General features: G+C 52.8%; 15 protein-coding genes and 1 pseudogene. 1 reads left to right on the plus strand and 15 read right to left on the minus strand.

Going from position 1 to position 20,335, the window contains the following annotated elements:
* Positions 1-24 precede the first annotated feature (24 nt).
* The 11 genes and pseudogenes from MCJ35_RS18925 to ruvA form a co-directional block, all read right to left on the minus strand.
* Positions 25-1,266: an ROK family transcriptional regulator gene (locus MCJ35_RS18925; protein WP_025485882.1), complete on the minus strand. Its 1,242-nt coding sequence runs from the start codon at positions 1,264-1,266 to the stop codon at positions 25-27.
* A gap of 323 nt (positions 1,267-1,589) precedes the next feature.
* On the minus strand, positions 1,590-3,905 hold the full coding sequence (locus MCJ35_RS18930; RefSeq protein WP_025485880.1) for a xanthine dehydrogenase family protein molybdopterin-binding subunit: 2,316 nt from the start codon (positions 3,903-3,905) through the stop codon (positions 1,590-1,592).
* A gap of 110 nt (positions 3,906-4,015) precedes the next feature.
* Positions 4,016-4,462: pseudogene (locus MCJ35_RS18935) on the minus strand ((2Fe-2S)-binding protein); the annotation flags it as partial.
* A complete protein-coding gene (locus MCJ35_RS18940; protein WP_008719264.1) occupies positions 4,459-5,253 on the minus strand; it encodes an FAD binding domain-containing protein in 795 nt (264 codons plus the stop codon). The gene MCJ35_RS18940 and the pseudogene MCJ35_RS18935, both read right to left, overlap by 4 nt.
* A 137-nt stretch (positions 5,254-5,390) precedes the next feature.
* Positions 5,391-5,486 carry a DUF6783 domain-containing protein gene (locus tag MCJ35_RS32205; protein ID WP_353511658.1) on the minus strand — a complete coding sequence of 32 codons (96 nt, stop codon included), beginning with the start codon at positions 5,484-5,486 and terminating at the stop codon, positions 5,391-5,393.
* Positions 5,487-5,702: 216 nt separating this feature from the next.
* Complete coding sequence (locus MCJ35_RS18945) at positions 5,703-7,157, minus strand: peptidoglycan D,D-transpeptidase FtsI family protein (protein WP_240299612.1); 1,455 nt, start codon at positions 7,155-7,157, stop codon at positions 5,703-5,705.
* The gene (locus MCJ35_RS18950; protein ID WP_025485875.1) at positions 7,147-8,493 is read right to left on the minus strand and encodes an FtsW/RodA/SpoVE family cell cycle protein; all 1,347 of its coding nucleotides are present in this window, start codon (positions 8,491-8,493) and stop codon (positions 7,147-7,149) included. Before MCJ35_RS18950 ends, MCJ35_RS18945 begins: the two co-directional genes overlap by 11 nt.
* Positions 8,494-8,498: 5 nt before the next feature.
* A complete protein-coding gene (locus tag MCJ35_RS18955; RefSeq protein WP_240299613.1) occupies positions 8,499-10,826 on the minus strand; it encodes a U32 family peptidase in 2,328 nt (775 codons plus the stop codon).
* A gap of 122 nt (positions 10,827-10,948) precedes the next feature.
* Positions 10,949-12,061 (minus strand): cell division protein ZapA, encoded by a 1,113-nt coding sequence (locus MCJ35_RS32585; protein WP_025485874.1) that lies wholly within the window; start codon positions 12,059-12,061, stop codon positions 10,949-10,951.
* 323 nt (positions 12,062-12,384) lie between these two features.
* Positions 12,385-13,392 carry a Holliday junction branch migration DNA helicase RuvB gene (gene ruvB / locus MCJ35_RS18965; RefSeq protein ID WP_025485873.1) on the minus strand — a complete coding sequence of 336 codons (1,008 nt, stop codon included), beginning with the start codon at positions 13,390-13,392 and terminating at the stop codon, positions 12,385-12,387.
* Positions 13,393-13,551: 159 nt separating this feature from the next.
* Positions 13,552-14,181, minus strand: a complete 630-nt coding sequence (gene ruvA, locus MCJ35_RS18970; RefSeq protein WP_025485872.1) for a Holliday junction branch migration protein RuvA — start codon at positions 14,179-14,181, stop codon at positions 13,552-13,554.
* 268 nt (positions 14,182-14,449) lie between these two features.
* On the opposite strand from ruvA, the gene MCJ35_RS18975 reads away from it, so the two are divergent.
* Positions 14,450-15,532, plus strand: coding sequence for an exonuclease (locus tag MCJ35_RS18975; RefSeq protein ID WP_008719281.1), 1,083 nt, complete (start codon positions 14,450-14,452; stop codon positions 15,530-15,532).
* A gap of 58 nt (positions 15,533-15,590) precedes the next feature.
* Here the strand turns inward: MCJ35_RS18975 and MCJ35_RS18980 are convergent, their stop codons facing one another.
* From MCJ35_RS18980 to MCJ35_RS18995, 4 genes are all read right to left on the minus strand, one after another.
* Positions 15,591-17,177, minus strand: coding sequence for a M56 family metallopeptidase (locus MCJ35_RS18980; RefSeq protein WP_025485871.1), 1,587 nt, complete (start codon positions 17,175-17,177; stop codon positions 15,591-15,593).
* Positions 17,174-17,545 carry a BlaI/MecI/CopY family transcriptional regulator gene (locus MCJ35_RS18985; protein ID WP_008719284.1) on the minus strand — a complete coding sequence of 124 codons (372 nt, stop codon included), beginning with the start codon at positions 17,543-17,545 and terminating at the stop codon, positions 17,174-17,176. Before MCJ35_RS18985 ends, MCJ35_RS18980 begins: the two co-directional genes overlap by 4 nt.
* 255 nt (positions 17,546-17,800) lie before the next feature.
* Positions 17,801-18,685, minus strand: coding sequence for a site-specific tyrosine recombinase (locus MCJ35_RS18990; RefSeq protein ID WP_025485870.1), 885 nt, complete (start codon positions 18,683-18,685; stop codon positions 17,801-17,803).
* A 219-nt stretch (positions 18,686-18,904) separates the two neighbouring features.
* Positions 18,905-20,311, minus strand: a complete 1,407-nt coding sequence (locus MCJ35_RS18995) for a lipase family alpha/beta hydrolase (protein ID WP_025485869.1) — start codon at positions 20,309-20,311, stop codon at positions 18,905-18,907.
* Positions 20,312-20,335: the final 24 nt, after the last annotated feature.

Here is a 20,335-nt window from a genome sequence, read left to right on the forward strand (position 1 = left end):
TGTCTTTATTCCCGATGCTACATGTTACTCTGTTTCTTCTTCCCCGAATTTCACTCTTTTGATGCAGTTTAAAAGCAGATTATGATTCAGCAGATACTCCACCGCAAAATAATATCCTCCCAGCATGATGGAATCCTCTGTAATTGCCGAAGCCCTGACCGATACACTCTCCAGTATCATAGGATGCACAAACTCTTCCATTGATTTTCTGACCTGGCTCAGAAAATCCTCTGATTCCGGATAATCCCTTCCCAGTATGATATAGTCCGGATTAAGTATATACACAATGCTCGACAGGCCATACCCTACCATCCAGGCCAGCTTATGAATCGCGTATTCTGCCAAGGGGTCTCCTTCCTGATATGCCTTAACAATCTCCCCGTACCCACTCTCCTCATTCAATATACTGTCCGGAAATTCATACAACCGTTCCCCTACATATTTTACTGCAATTTCCGTTCCTGCATGTTGTTCCAAAACCCCCTTATGGTTTGTCCCCTTCCTTTTCTGATTGTAATTAATTCCCATGTGGCCAATTTCCCCGGCTATCCCCAGCTTTCCCTCTACAATCCTGCCCTTGATGATAATACCGGCGCCAATTCCAACACCGGTAGAGCGCAGCGCCACCAGACTTATATCATTCTTGTCTTTTATATCATTCAGGTTTTTCCACTCGGCAAAAGCTGACAGCTTTGCATCATGTTCGGAAAGAAATGGTATCTGGAATTCCTGTTCCAGTTCTTTCCTGACATCAATCCTGCTTAACTGTTCAAACCCTGAAACCAATGCTATCTCTGTCTCCTTCTTTATGTAAGGCCCCGGCATCCCTAAACAGGCACCCACGATTCGGTTCTTCCCAATCTGTTCCAGCACTCCATAGATATCACCTTTCAGTGCTTTAAGGGTTTTATGGATATCCTCCTTTCTGGATATCTCCCTCTCACACTCCAGCTTCAGTTTTCCATTTAGTGTATATAGATATACTTTGTAATTTTTTCTGTTAATACTTACTGAAAGAATATACATTCCTTCAAGGTCCAGCTTCAAGGTATCCCCACGCCTGGCTGCCTCTGCCGGATTTCCGCTGGCATCTACTACTATCCCCATGTTAATGAACTCATTAATAATATTTGTAATCGTTGCTTTCTGCAGGCCTGTACAGGATGACAGTTCAGTCCGGGTAATCCCCCCCTTCTCCAGCATTAGTTTCAGAATCAGGCACCGGTTCATTTTTTGCACTTCACTATTGTTTAATCCTAATTGCAATTTTAGTCTCCTTTAACAAATATTTCTTTTAGTTATTTTATTTAACTACTTTCTATCTTATATTTGTAGAATATCACCCTTTTATCTCTATGTCAACTATTTTTTTATGTATTTTTCACATATGTTGATTAAATCTTTTAACCCCATCTCTTTCAAAGTCCCCCTTCCTAGTTCATTACCTGAACTTATTTCGATTAAACTCTCTATATCTTACAATCACAAATCCATCTTTCTAGCAGACAGCGCATTTTTCATCAAAAAAGGATACCTCATATTAGAGGCATCCTTTTTATATCTTTGCATTTTTACTTCTTACTTCCTATTTACGCCCCATTCATCCCCATGAACACCTTCTCAGCCGTAATGGGCAGTTCCCTGACCCTCACGCCCACTGCATTATACACCGCATTGGCAATGGCAGGTGACGGCGTATTGATTACGATTTCCCCAATGGACTTAGCTCCGTAAGGGCCGGTAGGTTCATAGCTGCACTCAAATTCCACCTGCACGTTTCCCACGTCCTGGCGGCTGGGCACCTTGTACTGCATGAAGGAATTCTCGTACACCCGGCCTGTATCGGAATACGTCACATCCTCGTACAGGGCCATGCCGATTCCCTGGGCCAGGCCGCCCTCGGTCTGCACCCTTGCCAGATTGATGTTAAGGGGCGTGCCGCAGTCCACTGCTGCAACAAACCGCAGCAATTCCACATTTCCTGTCTCTGTATCCACTTCCACCTCCGCGGCTCCCGCCATGAAGGGAGGAGGTGATACAGGCGAGGAATGGGACTCCGTTGCCTGAAGCGCATCCTCGTTGCTGCACATGACACGGTTGCCGATGTCCTTAATGGTAATCTCTTTCCTGCTCCCATCTTCCTCGCAGGTAAGCCGGTACACCCGCTTGCCGTCAAATTCCAGCTCATCCTCACTGCACTCCAGATATTTGGCAGCCTTATGCAGAATTTTCTTCTTTAAAGTCTCACACGTCTTTACCACCGCCATACCGGTCAGGTACGCCGTACTGGAAGCATACGAACCGGAATCATATGGTGAGATATCCGTATCCGTCCCGTATACCACAATATCATCCAGCTCACAGCCAAGGCATTCTGCCGCAACCTGCGCCAGGGTTGTATCGCAGCCCGTCCCCATATCCGAAGCGCCGATCATCAGGCTGTAAAACCCGTCATCATTCACTTTCATGCAGACGCTGGCCACATCCACGCCTGAGATAGCGGATCCCTGCATGGCCATTGCAAGGCCAACACCCCGCACCTTTGAACCGCTTACCTGCTTCCTGGGGTATTTTTCATCCCAGCCGATCATTTCCTTTACCCTTGCCACGCAGCGGTCCAGGGCGCAGCTGTTCGCCGGCTCGCCGTAATAGGCAGGCATGATGTCGCCTTCCTTTACCATGTTAAGCTCCCGCATTTTCACCGGGTCCATCCCTATCTCAGCCGCCAGTTCACTGATAGCGGATTCCACGGCGAAAATACCCTGGGTAGCCCCATATCCCCTGTATGCCCCAGCTGACATGCGGTTGGTATAGACCACGTCATATCCGAACCGGAACGCCTTTGGGGTGCGGTACAGCGGGATGGACTTGTGTCCGGAAAGCCCCACGGTCGTAGGGCCATGTTCGCCGTAAGCTCCCGTATTGGACAATGTATACACGTCCATGGCCTGCAGGATCCCACTGCCGTCACACCCAATCTTCACCCGCACCTCCATCTCATGGCGGGGAGAGGAGGCAATCTGGGATTCATAACGGCTGTATATGATCTTTGCCGGCTTTCCTGTCTTCATTGTGACAATAGCCGGATAAACCTCTGCCACCACGGTCTGCTTGGCACCAAAGCCGCCCCCAATCCTGGGCTTGATGACCCTGATCCTGGACTTAGGCACATCCAGCGCATGGGCAAGTATCCTCCTTGTGTGGAACGGAACCTGGGTGGACGCCACGATGTTCAGCCTTCCATATACATCCATGTAGGTGTAAGCGCGGAATGTCTCCATCATGGCCTGCTGGTTGGCCTTGGTGTGGTAAACCCGCTCAATCACATGGCTGCATCCGGCAAAAGCCGCGTCCAGGTCCCCATGGGCCTCGGTTCCGGAAGCACACAGGTTGCGGAGGTTGTCCGCGCCCACGCTGCAAAGGCTCTGCCAGCTTTCCTCCGGGTGCACCAGGATATGGCCGTCCTTGGCATCGTGCATATCAAGCACCGGCTCCAGCACCTGGTATTTAACACGTATCAGGCGCATGGCATGGTCCACTGCCGCCTCATCCACGCCAGCCACAATGGCAACCGCGTCCCCCACGAACCGGAGGCGCTGGTCCAGGATCAGCCTGTCATAAGGGCTTGGCTCAGGATATGTCTGCCCCGCCATGGTAAACCGCTTCTGCGGCACGTCTTTATATGTAAGGATGCACTCAATGCCAGGGGTTTTAGCCGCCACCGCACAATCTATCTCTGTAATCAGGGCATGGGCGTAAGGGCTTCTGAGCACCTTCACAATCAGGCAGTCCTTTAACGCCAGGTCATCCGTATATACGGGTTTTCCGGTTACCAGCGCCTTGGCGTCCTTTTTCACAACCGGAGCGCCGACAATGCGGAAATTCCTCTTCTGATTATGCTCCATCACCGTGCACCTCCTTCCTTGTCCGCGGCCGGAGATGTGTCCGCGGCTGCGGATGTGTCCGCGGCTACGGATGTGTCCACGCCTTCAGGCACGTCCGCCCCCAAGGTATCCTTCCTGCCCAGATATTTCTTCACAGCCCGCAGCTGGGACATATATCCGCTGCAGCGGCACAGATTGCCTGACAGGTATTCCTTAATGTCCTCCTCGTCCGGATGGTCCAGCTCACGCTCCATGGCCAGCACATTCATGATGAATCCGGGACTGCAGAATCCGCACTGTTCCCCGCCCTCCGCGGCCAGGAACATGCCGAACTCTTCCGCTTCTTTCTGAAGGCCTTCCAGCGTTGTCACATGACGTCCGTCCACGCGCACGGCCAGGGTGGAACATGAAAGCACGGGCTTTCCGTCCAGCCACACCGTGCACAGTCCGCAGTTTGCCGTCTCACAGCCGCGCTTAACGCTGTAGCATCCCAGTTCCCTAAGAAGGTCCAAAAGGATAACATCCGGCTCCACATCGGCCTGCACGTTCTTTCCATTTAATCGAAACTGTATATTCATCCTCTGTTCACACTCCTTCCCGTGAGACGTTCCATCAGGCGGCGGGTATAGACAGCTGTCAGCTGACGGCGGTATCCGCTGCTCCCCCTGGTGTTGGTTCCATAGGAAAATGAATCAGCCGCTTCACGTGCCATCTCTGCCAGGCTGTCAAATCCATCATCGGTAATCTTCACCACCTGGGCCCTGGATGGCCTGGCCCCCACCGACACATACCAGACATTGCCCCCGCGGGACACACAGCATGCAATCACCGGAAAATCCGTCTTCGTATTCCTCTGGGTGGCATAGGCGGCCTTGCGCCCGTCCTTCTTTATTATAATGCGTACCAGGATGTCCCTGTCATCCCGGCGCACAGGTCTTTTTGCAAATTCAGCCAAAGGCATGATGCCTCCATGGTAGAGTTCCACATAGGTATCCAGGGCCATCATGCAGGTCAGGATGTCAGAGAAACCGAAGCGGGCGAATATACTTCCTCCCACGGTTGCACAGTTACGCATCTGCACACCCACGATATGACGGGTACATTCCTTGAAAATGCCGCCAAAGTACTGGTTCAGCCCCTGGTGGATCTCCAACTGGCGAAGGGTGCACATACATCCAATCCTGAATTCATCCCCCGTCTCCTCAATCTTGTCCAGCCCCAGGCCCGACAGGTCCACAATGGTACGTTTTGTGACGCCGGTCATCTTCAGCCAGACATTGCCGCCCACCACCAGGCTGCTGCGCTTCTGGCACAGTTCATAGGCTTCCGCCAGACTGTCCACTTTTACATAATCTTCCGCTCGAAACACGCATGTTCTCCTTTCTTATCATGTGCACCTGGACAGCCATAGGATGGATGCCTGGGTGCGGTATTTTCCAGTTAAGTTAAAACGTCGTAAGTTGAATCCGTTTAAAGCCGGACTCCTTTGGTATCATTCACGTAATATTAATGCACTGTAGGGCGTGTTTGAAAATTGCTTTCCGTCAGCTGTGCGTCCCACTTTGCGGGACGTGCGGATGGCGGGAATGAATTTTCAAACATGCCCTAATGTCACAATCCTCTAAAATCAAAACAAACAGGGAGATTATAGCATGAAATCCCCCTGTTTTCTACAAATAGCGTTATTCTTTTGCAAGATATACCCTTGGTGAAATTGAATACCTTGAAACCATGTCCTTAATCCCGGCGCTCAATCCCATCACCTTTCCCGAGGTTCCATATTTCGTGTATGTCATGCTATATACCACATGCTTCATATCACCTGCTCATATAAATATCAAACAGCTGTCTGGCAATCGGCGCGGCAACCCTGCCGCCGCTGCCCCCTTCTTCCACCAGGACCGTAACCACCAGCCTTGGGGACTCCGCCGGTGCAAACCCGGTAAACCATGCATGGGTTTCCTTTCCAGTTTCAAATTCAGCCGAGCCTGTCTTGGCCGCCACCGTATATGCATCGGTGCGGACGGCTGACCCGGTTCCCTCTGTCACCACCGCGCGCATCAATTCAGTCAGTCCCGCCGCCTCCCCGGCCGTCATCAGGCTGCCGTAGGACGCAGGCATGAATTTCTTAATCTCCTCGCCGCCAGCCGTTTCAACCGAGTCTAGGAAATACGGCTTCATCAAGGTTCCGCCATTGGCAATGGCCGCTGTTATCATGGCATTGTGCATGGGCGTAATCTGCGTGGTCCCCTGTCCAATGGATGTCTGGAGTATTTCCCAGGTGTCTGCACCCGGTTCCATATTAAAGGAACCCTGCTTATAGGGCAGGCCCGCTATGGGGAGCGGGGAGTTAAACAGCAGGTCTTTGGCCGTATTCCTGAACCCGCCCAGGTTCAGTCCCAGTCCCAGACTGGAAAATGCCCCATTGCAGGAATTGGCAAAGGCCAGGGTGAAATCCTGATGCCCATGGGCCGTGCTGTGATAGCATTTTATCCTGTAATCCCCGTTTTCGTATACGCCGCTGCAATCAAACTGGTAATCCCGGTAATCTCCCGGATGTTCCCTCATATATTCCAGGGCAGTCACAATCTTGAAGGTGGATCCCGGCGGATAGAGGCCCTGGGTGGCCCGGTTTAACAGCTGGCCTTCCCCATTGTCCTCACCGGTCAGCCGGTCCCAGTCCTGAAGCAGGGTATTGGGGTCATAGCCAGGCTTGGACACCATGGCCAGCACCTTTCCAGTGTCCGGCTCCATGGCAATGACCACGCCTTTCCGGTCCCCCAGGGCGGCATACGCCGCCTGCTGGAGTTCTGCGTCCAGGGTGGTATAGACATTATCCCCCGGGTTCTTCCGCCCTGACAGCTCATTGCCCACCTGTTCCAACAGGTTCACATGGGAGGTCAGCAGGTAGAAATTGGCCAATGCCTCGATTCCCGTCTTGCCCTTGGCGGAATATCCCACCGCGTGGTCAAACACACTGCCGTAATAATAGACCCGCGTCTCATTGCCTTCCGCATCCACCTGTGTCTCAGCCAGGACCGTTCCGTCCCCCGCCATGATTTTTCCTCTTACAATCCGGTCGGAAAAACTGTCCAGGCGCGCATTATAGGAATTGTTGATCACATCCTCGCTTCTCACCTGAAGGAAATATCCCATGTACACAGCCAGCCCCAGGAACAGGGCCACGATTAGGTACGTAATACCCAGGATGCCGTTGTTGGCCTTTGGATTCGGAGCCGCTTTCTTTGACGTGTTCTTTTTATCAGACACCATCCAGTTCCTCCTCGTCATTTCTCTTTAATATATACAGCCCCTGTATGATTCCAAAAAGGATGAATGTGCTGAGTATGGAGCTTCCCCCATAACTCACAAAGGGCAGTGTCACGCCGGTGGATGGTATGAACTTGGTCACGCCCCCCACGGTCAGGAACACCTGGCTGATATACTCAATGCCAAGGCCAAATGCAATAAGCTTATAGAACACAGCCTGCATACTGGCCGCAATCATCATGAACTGGATAAAACACCCCAGACAGATAAGAAGGACACAGATGGCCAAAATCCCGCCCATTTCCTCTGAGACGGCGGAGAAGATGAAATCCTTCTCCACCACGGGAATCTTGCCCGGCATGCCCTGGCAAAGCCCCATCCCGAACCATCCTCCTGTTCCGATTGCAAACAGGGACTGGGTAATCTGATATCCCTTGTTGTCAATGTCAGCCCAGGGGTTGCTCCAGGCCGAAACCCTGCGGCGCACATGGTCAAACAGCTGGTAAGCCCCCACTGCGGCCCCTGTCCCTAAAAGCGTTCCCATACCCAGGTAAAACCAGTTGCTGGTAGCCACAAAAAGCATGAGCAGGTACGTGATAAAGAAAATCAATGCCCCGCCCAGATCCTTGGAAAGCACCATGATCAGCACATGGACAGCCGCCACTGCCGTTGCAGCCACCACGGTCCGGAAGTCCGTGGACTGATAGAACATGGACGCCGTGAAAAATACGAAGGTAAGCTTGACAAACTCAGAGGGCTGTATGGAAATCCCGCCTACGGTCAGGGACAGCTGTGCGCCGAAGCTTTCATTTCCAGCAGCATACACGATAAAGAGGACCAGGATTCCCAGTCCCGCGTACAGCCACTGAAGCTTATAAAGCTGCCACACCCGTTCCATGATATAAGGTATGACCCAGGCCAGGCACGCGGAAATCACCACGATGATGTACTGGCGGACCGCCTTATCCAGTCCCTTGTCCAGGGACAGTCTGGTAAGCATGATGAACCCGACGCACAACAGCATGCATGTATTGTTGACCAGAAGCCTGGATACATTTCTGTACAGGAAACGGTAAAGGTAGATATAACATAGGAAAAATACCACCTGGGCCGCATAAAATGCAATCAGCATCAGCTTTACGCCCTCGTTCCCTGTCTTCAGGTACATGACCACATAAGCCAGGAAGTGGATGGCGAACATGGCCCGGTTCTGTCCTCCGCACACCCGCTGCTTCCGGCCCACATCCTTCAGGGAAAAGTACCGGAAGTTGGCATAGGTATAGACTGCCATCAGCAGGATCATCAGGTATTTTGAAACTTCAACAATAAGATTGGTCATAGACGTCACTCCACTCCGCGCTTAAAATGGCCTCTGGTAAAATCCTTAAAGGGCGGTTCTTTCATCTCCCCGCGCAGAAAGGATGAGGAAAATGCTTCCAGCACCTTCCCTGTCTGCTGCGCATCCTCCACCGTGAGCTGCAGGCGGATGCGCGCCAGTCCCATGCGCCGGATTAAATCCTCACTGCCAAGCAGGGATACGGGGGAGGGATTATAAATGGTATTGTAGCAGAACCGGCAGTGGTTCTTCACCGGCAGCATGGCCCCGGTCCGGTCCTTCAGCATCAGCAGTCCCCGTTTATGGGTACACGACTTTACAGTCCTTGTGATGCACTGCGCCGATACCATCATGGGTGCGTGTCCATATACCACCAGTTCTCCCGGAATGTCCGCCTTGCTGCAGGCCAGGACCACCGGCCCCATCTCCCGGCTGTTAAGCTCCCACGGCATGGTCACTGCCAATGGATTCTTTGACGCCAATTCCTCAAGCGTCCCGCTGTTCCAGGCATAGACGGATGCGTCCGTGATGAACGGCAGGGAAATCCGGTTATCCTCCAGCCATTGGATTTCCTCCAGCGCACGGACCAACACTCCGTCAAAACCGGCATTTTCAAGGAGAGACTGGCTGTCTTTGAAAAACTTAAGGGCGTGGTCCCGGAAAATGTGGGGAAGGGCCAGGTAACAGGTCTTGCCTGCGGCGTGGCATCGGTCCGCTATATCTTTCCATGAAGACGGCGCGAAGCCATCCGCATCCAGATATACGGCGGATACGTCCTTTTGTCTCAGCACCGGCTCCAGCTGGCAGGGTTCCTCCACGGAGACGGTGAGGGTGAAGGGGACGGCAGGATGCCGGGATGCTGGGGCGGCTGATGGCTGGGCCGACTGGACGGTGGCCGATGATTGGGCTGTCTGGGCGGCGGCCGATGGCTGGGCTGTCTGGATAGCGCCCATATCATCCGGCATCACGGGCTGGGCCATGTCCCCGCCATCTTCCAACACCCGTCCCACCCTATATGGCTTGAGCATAGCGGATTCCAGGGCTTCCAGCCCGGACCTGCGCAGCTCGTTGAGCGCCTGTACAGGCAGGAACATTTCTCCCTTTAACTCTGCACTCAGATCTTCAAAGATAAATGGTGTGTTGCCTGTTTTATTCAGCTGTTTTAATACTTTTTCCTCTGTCATGGGCTGTTTCTGCGCTGCTTGTGGCGCCTGTCCTTTCACAGTTACCTCTGCTCCGCTGCAACTCAGGGTCATGACGGACGGCTTTCCTGTTTCCAGGATTACATGGCCTCTGACAGGTTCCTTTAATTCTGCCTCCACATAGGTGCGGTCCAGATAATCAAACAGCTTCTGGTTTCCTTCCCTGAATTCAGGCTTTTCCTTCAGGGCCACCATATCCCGTCCATTGTGCTCCTCATAGTATCCCGAAGTAAATCCTCCACGGTCAAACAGATCCAGAAGCATCTTCCTGTCATCCGGCTCCACATGCCAGCCTTCCCTTCCTTGGGTAAGATAGCGGTCCACATATTTGCGGTAAATGCTCACAACTCCTGCCGTGTATCTGGGACTCTTCATCCTGCCCTCAATCTTCAGGGAGTAGACGCCTGCTTCTAAGATGTCCGGCAGGATGTCAAGGGTACAGAGGTCCTTCAGGCTCAGGACGTATTTCTCATTCTCCCGGTTAATGGCAGGGGACTTTCCCTGACCGGCCTGTCCTTCGTATACACGGTAAGGAAGACGGCAGGGCTGGGCACAGCGTCCGCGGTTCCCGCTCCTTCCGCCGATAAGGCTGCTCATAAGGCACTGGCCTGAATAACAGTAGCACAGGGCGCCATGGACAAAGCTTTCGATTTCCACATCCACTTCTTGGTGGACACGGCGTATCTCATCCAGGGACATTTCCCTGGACGTCACCACACGGCTGCAGCCATAGTCCTTTAACATCCTGGCCCCGTATACGCTGGTAATGGTCATCTGGGTGCTGGCATGCAGTTCAAGTCCTGGGAAATTCTCCTTCATAATCCTTAAAGCCCCCAGGTCCTGCACAATCACACCGTCCAGTCCCTGCTCGTAGTAGGGCGTCATATATTCCACCAGTTCCTTCAGCTCGGATTCCTTGAACAGGGTATTGACCGTCATGTACAGCCTGCGGCCATGCAGATGCACATAGTCAATGGCCTCCAAAAGCCCCTTTTCATCCGGATTATCCGCATAGGCCCTGGCCCCGAATCTGGTGCCGCCCATGTATACAGCATCCGCCCCGGCAGCCACGGCTGCCTTCATGCTGGCCCAGGAACCTGCCGGTGCCAGTATCTCTGCCTGTCTTTTCTCCATCTTGTCCCAACCTTTCCTGAAAGAAAAGATGCCTCACGCATCATCATGAGACATCCCCCTTGTATCTGTTACAGCATCGCTCAAATGAATTATCTGCCGCCCTCTTGCGGCGCAGTATCATCTTACCTGCGTCCGCCTCTGTGTGAATTAGCTTTCTTAGCTGCCTGCAGGGCCTTTTTGGCTAACTCTTCATCTGAAATGCCTGTGGTATGTAATGTGACCGCCGCTTCCTTCCTGGCTGTTTCTGCGGGTGATGCGGTCTGTGTAACGGGTGTGGCTGCCTGTAACGGCTGGCTGCCTGTTGCCGTGTTTCCTTCTGATAGACTTACCGTGGTGGTGGTTTCCGTGGCTTGGACGGCTTCCATGGATTGGATAGCTTCCCTTGCCTGGATGGCTTCCGTGGATTGGATGCTTTCCCTTGCCTGGATGATTCCCCTGTCCTGGATGGTTTCACTGACCTGGATATTTTCCCTGGCCTGAATCGTTTCACTGACCTGAATGTTTAATTCCTTGGCCGTTCCTTCCGGATGGACGGAAAGCCCCTCCTTAACAGGTTCTGCAGCCTGGGCAATCCGCGCTTCCCTGACGGCTTGGGCTTCCATGGCGGTTTCTACTGTTTGAGCCGTCTCTGCCTTCCTGGCGGTTTCCGCGGCCCTGGCAGCTTCTGCTTCTCTGGCAGTCTCTGCGGCCTTGGCAGCTTCCGCCTCCCTGGCGGTTTCCGCAGCCCTGGCGGTCTCCGCGGCCTTGGCAGCTTCCGCCTCCCTGGCGGTTTCCGCAGCCCTGGCAGCTTCCGCCTCCCTGGCTATCTCAGATTCCCTGGCAACAGCCGCTTCCCTGGCTTCCTTTAATTCTTCTTCCATCTGGGCTGTCACTTTAGTAAGACGGTCCAGCTCCCTTTGGCGCTCCTCTAAATCCTTTAATACTGCCTCCAGCTTCATCTGGGTACTTACTAATTCATGTTTTAAGCTGTAGGTTTCTTTTTCCATGTCGTTTTTCTGACGCTCCATGCCTTCTGCCCACTCCAGCGCCTTGAAGTAGTCGTCTGCTATGTTTAACTCGGTCATGACGGTCTGGTAGTCTGCACTCTGCTTCGTGAAGCCGGGCAGCTTGCGCATCTGCGCACTTTTGTCGTTGACATAGCTGGCCGCTTTCTGGAGATAGGCTTCGTCCTCACTTCCGCCTAAGGTGTATATTTTTCCATCTATTAATACTTGGGTGTAATTTTTTGAGTCCATTTTGTTCTCCTGTTTTCTAGGGATGTTGGATGGAGCTTGACCGGGCCGCCGGGGATTCCCAATTGCCGGGTTGTGGCTGGCTGGTGGGATGGCTGGACCGTTAGTCCGCAGTGCCCGCTCGATTCCGCTGCGCTCCATCTCGCTCACGGGCTTCCCCCTATGGAAAAAGACAAATGGAAAATTCCTTATGTGCAAGCACAACGAAATTTTCCATCCGCCTTTTTCCGCACTGCTCATTGCCTGCGTGGATATTATACCACATCCCCCCCAAAGCCTCAACCCTGTGTGTACGGGGTTTTTCTACATTTCCTGACTGGGTGGGGTCAGGTTTGGTTTCCTTCTTTTGTGCATCCCAGGTGGCGGTAGGCTGATTCGGTGGCGGTGCGGCCCCGGGGGGTGCGGTTAATCAGGCCGTTCATCAGGAGATATGGCTCGTATACTTCTTCTAGGGTCCCGGAGTCTTCGCCCAGGGCCGCTGCAAGGGTGTCCAGGCCCACGGGGCCTCCAGAGAATTTTTCTATTATCATGAGAAGGATGTTCCTGTCGTTCTGGTCCAGGCCCAGCTTGTCTACATCCATGATATCCAGGGCAAAGTCTGTTACTTCCCTGGTGATGACCCCGTCGTATTTGACCTGGGCAAAGTCCCGGACACGCTTTAACAGACGGTTGGCAAGCCTGGGGGTCCCTCTGGAACGTCTTGCCAGTTCCAGCGCGCCCGCCTCCTCAATCTCCACGCCCAGCACGCGGGCCGAGTGGAGGATGATGGTGGTAAGCTCCCTTGGCGTATAAAATTCCAGCCTCTGGACCACGCCGAAACGGTCCCTTAGGGGCGCAGTGAGAAGCCCGGCCCTGGTGGTTGCCCCTACCAGGGTAAAATGCGGCAGGTCCAGACGGATGGACCTGGCGGTGGAATCCTTTCCCAGCATGATATCTATGGCAAAATCCTCCATGGCCGGGTACAGCACTTCCTCTACCTGGCGGTTCAGACGGTGGATTTCATCTACGAACAGCACATCCCCTTCCTGGAGATTGTTAAGGATGGCAGCCATCTCTCCCGGCTTCTCAATGGCCGGGCCGCTGGTCACCTTCATGCTGCTTCCCATCTCGTTGGCTATGATTCCGGCCAGCGTGGTCTTGCCCAGTCCGGGCGGCCCGTAAAACAGCACGTGATCCAGGGCCTCATTCCGGTTCCTGGCAGCTTCTATATATACTTTCAGGGTGGATTTAAGCTTTTCCTGCCCCACATAGTCCTTAAGGCACTGAGGACGCAGCGTTGTCTCTATACGCTCATCTTCCGCCGTTACATCTGTCGTTATAATCCTGCGTTCCATATACACCTCAACCCATCTTATATCAGTCTTCCGCCCCTGGCTTCAGGGCGTGCTTAAAAATTGCATCCGCCAGCCATGCATCCCACTTTCCCCCAAGGGATACCTCTGGCAGATTCCTTAGGGGCGTGTTTGAAAATCCATTCCCGCCCAAAACCACATCTACAGGAAGGACAGATGCTTTAGGGACGCCTTAAGCACGTCCTCGGATGTCATGCCCTCCGCCACTTCCACCTGTTTCACGGCCCTGGATGCTTCGGTGTTGGTATATCCCAGTGCCACCAGTGCCTGGACCGCTTCCTTGGCAGCCTCGGCAAGGCCCGCCATGGATGCGGCCGCCGGACCCACGCCGCTGTCCCCGGAGAGGGCCATGTTGCCTAATACATCGTCCATGGATATCTTATCCTTCAGATCCAGGATCAGCCGCTGCGCCGTCTTGTTGCCGATTCCGGGCGCCTTGGCCAACGCCTTCACGTCCTCGCTCACAATGGCCAGCCGTAAATCATCCGGCCTGAGCACGGACAGGATTCCGAGGGCTCCCTTTGGCCCGATTCCATTGACCCCGATTAACTGCCTGAACATGTCCCGGTCCTGGCTGTGAAGGAAGCCGTATAATGTCATTGCGTCCTCCCTTACCTGGAAGTAAGTGTAAATCGTCACTTCCTCCCCCAGCCGGGGCAGCTCCGGCTGCAAGGATGCGGGAACCCGGATTGCCAGCCCCACATTGCCTGCTTCCACTATGATACTATCCTCATCAATGCCCATAAGAGGCCCTTTTACATACGAAATCATAATCTGTTCCCATTCTTTCCGCAAAGCGCTGCCCGCCGGAGACCACTGTGTCATTAACAGTCCGCCGCTTCCTTTTCCTCCGCGGCGCCCGGCCGTGCGCTCTTTAATCATTACCTGCCATTCATCATAACATACAGGTTATCCCAATGCAAGCAGGTCGAACAAATATTCTGTTTCAGACTCTTGCGCCAACGCCCGATATAGGCTAAACTAACAAATGTACAGACTCATACTGCTGCGATAAAAGGAATAGAAGGAGTGACTTTACATGATTACCATCAAACATCCCGTTGACCTTCCCGATACATATCCCCTGGAGCGCATCGGCGCCCTGAAGGAACTTTTGTTTTTCGATATAGAGACTACCGGATTTTCCGGGGACACATCCCAGCTCTACCTCATCGGCTGTACCTACCATGACGGCTTTGGCTGGAAATTAATCCAGTGGTTTGCGGATACAAGGGAATCGGAGGCCCAGCTCCTGGAAAGCTTCTTTACCTTCATGAAGCGGTTCCGGATCCTGGTACATTTTAACGGGGACGGCTTTGACATCCCTTATCTGCTGAAATGCTGCCGCCGTCTGGGGCTTAATTATAATTTCGATTCCATCATCAGCTTGGATATCTACAAAAAAATAAAGCCCTACCGCAAACTGCTGGGCCTTGAAAACATGAAGCAGAAATCCATTGAACAGTTCCTGGGCGTGTCCAGGGAAGATAAGTGCTCGGGCGGGGAACTGATCCAGGTTTACAGGGACTATCTCATGAGCCATGAATCATTTTTATACGACCTGCTGATCCTGCACAATGAGGATGACTTAAAGGGCATGCCTTCCATCCTTCCCATATTGAATTACGCGGACATGCTGGAGTCCCCCTTCACGCTGACATCCCAGGAGGTCTGCGGTTCCTGGCCCTTCCTTAACCTGACCTGGCAGAACCCCTATTCCATCCCGGTCCCCCTGGAATATGACAGCGCCCCGGTGAGCATGGAGCTGCACCGGGACACCCTGACCTGTAACATTTCCCTGTATCAGGGAGAACTTAAATTTTTCTATCCGAATTATAAGGATTACTATTATCTGCCCATGGAAGATACCGCCATCCACAAAAGCGTGGGCGAATACGTGGACAAGGATGCCCGTAAGAAAGCCACTGCCCGCACCTGTTATACGAAGAAATGCGGCCTGTTCCTGCCTCAGTTCGGCCCGCTTTGGTCCCCTGCCCTGAAAGAGGATTATAAGGGCCTCTTAGATTATGTGGAGTACAGTCCCGACCTGCTGGCCGGGCCTGAGACAGCGGATTCCTATGCACGGCAGATACTGGATTACGTGAGCAGGAAGAGGGATTAGGGCAAGACAAGTACGGCACTGCGCAAATAACAGTGAATAGCGCGTCTGAAGACATGCCTCAGTTCCCATCCCCTCTCCAGCCATCCTCCGCCCGGTACACGCCTATCTGCTGGTTTAGGATTCCTGACATTTCCTCCGCTGGGACCTCCTTCATATCCACGATGGCGTCATTCCCATCCCGCTCCACCAGAAGACCGATGGTATTGTCCAGTCCGGCCATTGCGCCATTTACATAAATGCCGCACCCCGATGTATCACGGATTGCCTCCACCAGCTTCCCGTCAAAGGACAGGTATCCTGTCCGGGTGTCATAGGACAGGCCGTAAGGGCCATACTCCTTAACGTATCCTCTCAGGGAAGCCATGCTGCGCTCCGCCTCCGTGGCCTGTTTCAGAAACTCGGTTGTCCCTGTCTCCCGGAAGCCAGCCAGCTTCCCGCTTTCATCCCGCACCGCTTCAAGACACAGGCTGCCTGCCAGATCGTCCATCCTGTTATAGGTGCCGTCCGCATATTCATCCAGGAAATATCCCACTCCCCAGCTGTTATAGAATATGCGGTCCAGTTCCGGACTGTAAATCATTCCCAACGCTTCGTATTCCTTAAACTGCGGTGCCTCAGCCAGTATCCTGGCCGGACTTTTGCCCTCTGCGTCCAAGGCCCCGGAGGAAGCCTCCCCTGTAAGTCCTCCTGTATCCGCAGGTATATTGCCTGTGGAGGCAAACACGGTCATTGACATGGCAAGCACCAATATACTGCACACAATCCCGAATCTGGTCCGTTTATCATTCTTCATAAGTATCATTATCCTTTCTTTAACTGAACTTTTCCCAAAACCGTTGTATAATAATGAAACCTTATGATTCTTCTCCGAATACCGAAGCAGCGTCATGGCATAGGCCGCACGGCCTTTTTTATCCATTCCCAGCACCGCTTCCTGGTCGCACGCCAGTTCCATGTCCCGGTTAAAACAGTGCCACATCACCCAGACAAGCGGGTTAAACCAGTGTATGCATGCAGCCGTCAGCGCCACGATTTTCCACAGATTGTCATACCTTCTGATATGTACATACTCATGGCGCAGGATATGGTCCAGGGACCGGACATCCTCCATGTCCATGCTCTTTGGGAATATAATCCTGGACTTCCATATACCATAGGTGACCGGGCTGGCTATCCTGTCATAAACCATGAACCTCACGCTGCGGCGTTGAGGATGCGCTCCCTTCCACCAGCCCAGGTATCCCTGGTCCGGCAGGGGTAAGGCTTCGTCCAGCTTCCTGGCCTGTCCTATATAAGACCATGTAAAGAAAATCAGAAGCCCAAGGCAGACATCCAGCCAGGCCAGGAATACAATCCGCCTTAATAGCACGGCATCCCCCGTCCCCTGCTGGGCCGGACCGGCGGCTGTCCCGTCATGGGACGGTTCCTGGACAAAGAATATCCGGCCCTCATCCGCCCAGGCAGACTCAATCCCCATGGATGGCAGCTGCACCGGCAGTTCAAACGGCAGCAGCAGCCTGGCCAGGACGACAAACCACATAAGGTACAGGAACCGTGCTGAGAACAGCCTTCTACCCGCCCGGCGCAGGAATGCAATTGCCAGGATCAGGATTCCGGCCGAACCGCTCATCTGTAATAATCTCATGCTTCCTCCTGTCCCGCCTGCTTTAACATCTGCCTAAGTTCCTCCAGCTCCTCCTTTGACAAGGACTGCCCTGACAGGAATGCAGCAAAAAATTTTGATTTGGAGCCGTCGAACATGCGGTCAATCAGCTCCTCTGTCTCCGCTGCCTGTATCTCTTCCCTCCTCACCACGGCCCTGCACAGGAAATTAGGTTCGCAGCGTTCAATGGCGCCTTTCTCAATGCACTTCTTAATGACCGTGTACGTGGTGTTGCGGTTCCAGCCAGTCTCCTCCTTCAGGAGCTTTGCCAGCTGTCCGGCCGTGCAGTCCCCATGGTTCCACAGCATTTCCATTACTTTCAGTTCAGAGTCGAATAGTTTCAGTTTCATATAAACTCCTTTCAGTGACTATTGCAATAGTTATCACACTTTTAGACTATCACAGTAGTCACGATATGTCAATGACTATTTCAATAGTTACAATAATTTAATAGGCATGATAATTTAATAGACACGATAATTTAACAGGCATGACAATTTAACAGGCATGACAATTTAACAGGCACAATAATTTAACAGACAAAAAAGGGACTCCCCTTAAAGGAATCCCTCTAACTTTCCATCAATATCATACATCCCCCGCCATCACTTCCTCGGCAGGGCCGCCCTGTAATTCTCCCTCACCGTATTCCCCGAATAAGCCGCATACATCTGGGCGGTAGTGGAATCCGAATGTCCAAGCATGGCCTGGACCGCATGGACATCAGCTCCCCCGCGGATCAGATGGGCTGCAAAAGAATGGCGGAGCGTATGGGGCGTGATGTCCGCCTGTATACCGGCCTTCTCCCCATAATACTTGATTATCTTCCAGAAGCCCTGCCTGCTCATGGCCTTACCGCTGCAATTGGTGAACAGCCATGGGGATTCCTTGCCCTTTAACAGTTCCCGGCGCCCCCGCTCCAGGTACACGGACATGGCCTGGCTGGCGGTCTTGCCAAAAGGCACCATCCGCTCCTTCAGGCCGTCCCGGCAGGTGATATAGCCAATCTGCATATTCAGGTCCGACAGCTCAAGTCCAATCAGCTCGGACACCCGGATACCGGTTGCATACAGAAGCTCCATCATGGCCTTATCCCTGATTTCCTTGGGCGATGATGTCCCTGGCTGGTCAAGCAGCGAATTAACCTCATTGACACTCAAAATAACAGGCGCTTTCTTCTCAATCTTAGGCGCCTTCAGAAGTTCGGACGGGTCCCTGCGGATCATCCCCTCCCTGAACAGATAACTGAAAAATGCCTTGATGGAAGCAAGTTCCCTTGAAATCGTAGTTGTGGCCTTGCCCTCCTTTTCCAAATAAAGGATATAGGAGTTCAAACTGGTCCTGGTCACCTTTTCAACCTCTGTAATCCCCTTCTCCGCCAGGAAAGCAGCCAGCTGGTTCAGGTCCCTCTGATAGGAAATCTCTGTATTTTTTGAAGTTTGCCTCACATCCCTAAGGTAGCTGACAAAACTCTTTATCTCGGACGTCATCTCTTTCTATTACCCCTACCCGTTTCTACCAAAAATCACGGAAAACCCGTGTGCTGACTATCATTATATCCACATTTTCTTATAAAATCAAACACATTTTTCCCACTTTTACCCCCATTTCACGCTACTTAACATAAAACATACAACATGTTGGAAGGGGGCATTTTGGCTTGTCAATATCTTGTAAAAACAGCGGAAAAATTTTTATGTCCCAAAGCCTTAAAATCCTTTATTTTTCAGCTCTTCCACCAGTTTTACGTAAAATTCCACCACATCAAAGCCCCGGTAATCCTCCCGTTTTAAATCAATCATATCCCCATGGGAAATCCCCCGGTGCTTCCTGTTGGTGACAATCCCCCTGAAATCCCCCCACATGGCTGACTCCGGCGTCACCAGACCGTCGTTGGCCCCGTCCACTGCGCGGATCAGCAGGTAAGGAAGCCACAGCAGCGGGTCGCTCAGGCAGTCCTTCATCAGGGAGGTGTAACTCTGATAATAGACTCCGGGCACATCCGGCACGGTTTCATTGAACCGGCGGCTGGAATCCGTACTGAACTGATGGGTAGCAGTATAAAAGTCAGGATGGGAATCCCCAAAACGGCCAAACCCGCGGTCAAAGCATCCGGCAATGAACCGGTACAGTCCTTCCGGCAGACGGCAGGCGTAATCCACGAACCTGCATCCCCGGTGGGGCGTATTGATGGTTGTGAGGGAGGCCACCATGGGCGCCGCCCCCAGCATGGATATGGCGTAGCGGGAATCCAGCCCGCCCTTGGAGTGGGCGATGATATTCACCTTCCCGCACCCTGTTTCCTCCACGATTCCTTCAATCTTCTTACGGATGTCCCCTGCATTGTAAACCACTGTGGCAAATGCCTCCTGGTTCCCATAGTACACCGATACCCCGTATCTTGTAAGCTCCCTTGGAATCCTGCCCCAGTAATTAAAATACCTTAAATCCCTGAATCCAACGCCGTGGACCAGAAGAAGGGGGTACCTGGTCCTGCACATGTCCGACTCCGCCCGCACATTGCGGACCGACTGCTTATAGCATTCAAAGTCATACTCCTCATGGACCAGCCTCATGGCATGAAGAAGGACCAGCAGGTTCACCACCGGGATCCACATGGCCAGCACCATGATTACACGGGTCCTGAGCCTCAGGCGTCTGGAAGTAAGGAATATACGCAGGATCCCGTTCCAGAGAAGGAGTAAGAGCATGACGGCGGAATAGATACCGCTGGCCCATAAAATCCTCTTATCAGCCAGACCTTTCCCAAACCCGGGATAAAGCTTTAGAAGGATCGGGACCTGTGCAAAGAAGCCGTAGATGGCGGCATAACAGAGGCTCCGGCCGCCCTCCATGATTGTAATCCTCCAGGAGGCATAGGTATCCTTCCTCTTGGGCATGACCTGGAACACCATCCAGATAGCCCAGGTCATGACTAACACCATGACCAGTATAAGGTTTCTGGCAGCCTGCCCCAGAGCTTCAGCCGCCTTTAAATCCGGCCAGATTCCCATATACCAGCCATAGGCTGCCAGCGGGATGTTCACCGCAAACGGAATATAGAACGCCAGAAACAGCCGTTTCAGATATGTATGTCCTGGTTTCCTCTCCTTCATCCGTATTCCCTCCTGCATTTACTC

This window comes from Enterocloster sp. OA13 (genome assembly GCF_022440595.1).
GTDB lineage: Bacteria > Bacillota > Clostridia > Lachnospirales > Lachnospiraceae > Enterocloster > Enterocloster hominis.

Excerpts from the sequence above, each read along its gene's own strand:
- MCJ35_RS18955 (WP_240299613.1), bottom strand. The coding sequence starts at position 10,826 with ATGGAGAAAAGACAGGCAGAGATACTGGCACCGGCAGGTTCCTGGGCC.
- MCJ35_RS18980 (WP_025485871.1), bottom strand. The coding sequence starts at position 17,177 with ATGAGATTATTACAGATGAGCGGTTCGGCCGGAATCCTGATCCTGGCA.
- MCJ35_RS32205 (WP_353511658.1), bottom strand. The coding sequence starts at position 5,486 with ATGTTTGAAAATTCATTCCCGCCATCCGCACGTCCCGCAAAGTGGGAC.
- ruvA (WP_025485872.1), bottom strand. The coding sequence starts at position 14,181 with ATGATTTCGTATGTAAAAGGGCCTCTTATGGGCATTGATGAGGATAGT.
- MCJ35_RS18930 (WP_025485880.1), bottom strand. The coding sequence starts at position 3,905 with ATGGAGCATAATCAGAAGAGGAATTTCCGCATTGTCGGCGCTCCGGTT.
- MCJ35_RS18990 (WP_025485870.1), bottom strand. The coding sequence starts at position 18,685 with ATGACGTCCGAGATAAAGAGTTTTGTCAGCTACCTTAGGGATGTGAGG.
- MCJ35_RS18945 (WP_240299612.1), bottom strand. The coding sequence starts at position 7,157 with ATGGTGTCTGATAAAAAGAACACGTCAAAGAAAGCGGCTCCGAATCCA.
- MCJ35_RS18975 (WP_008719281.1), top strand. The coding sequence starts at position 14,450 with ATGATTACCATCAAACATCCCGTTGACCTTCCCGATACATATCCCCTG.
- MCJ35_RS18985 (WP_008719284.1), bottom strand. The coding sequence starts at position 17,545 with ATGAAACTGAAACTATTCGACTCTGAACTGAAAGTAATGGAAATGCTG.
- MCJ35_RS32585 (WP_025485874.1), bottom strand. The coding sequence starts at position 12,061 with ATGGACTCAAAAAATTACACCCAAGTATTAATAGATGGAAAAATATAC.
- MCJ35_RS18995 (WP_025485869.1), bottom strand. The coding sequence starts at position 20,311 with ATGAAGGAGAGGAAACCAGGACATACATATCTGAAACGGCTGTTTCTG.
- MCJ35_RS18950 (WP_025485875.1), bottom strand. The coding sequence starts at position 8,493 with ATGACCAATCTTATTGTTGAAGTTTCAAAATACCTGATGATCCTGCTG.
- ruvB (WP_025485873.1), bottom strand. The coding sequence starts at position 13,392 with ATGGAACGCAGGATTATAACGACAGATGTAACGGCGGAAGATGAGCGT.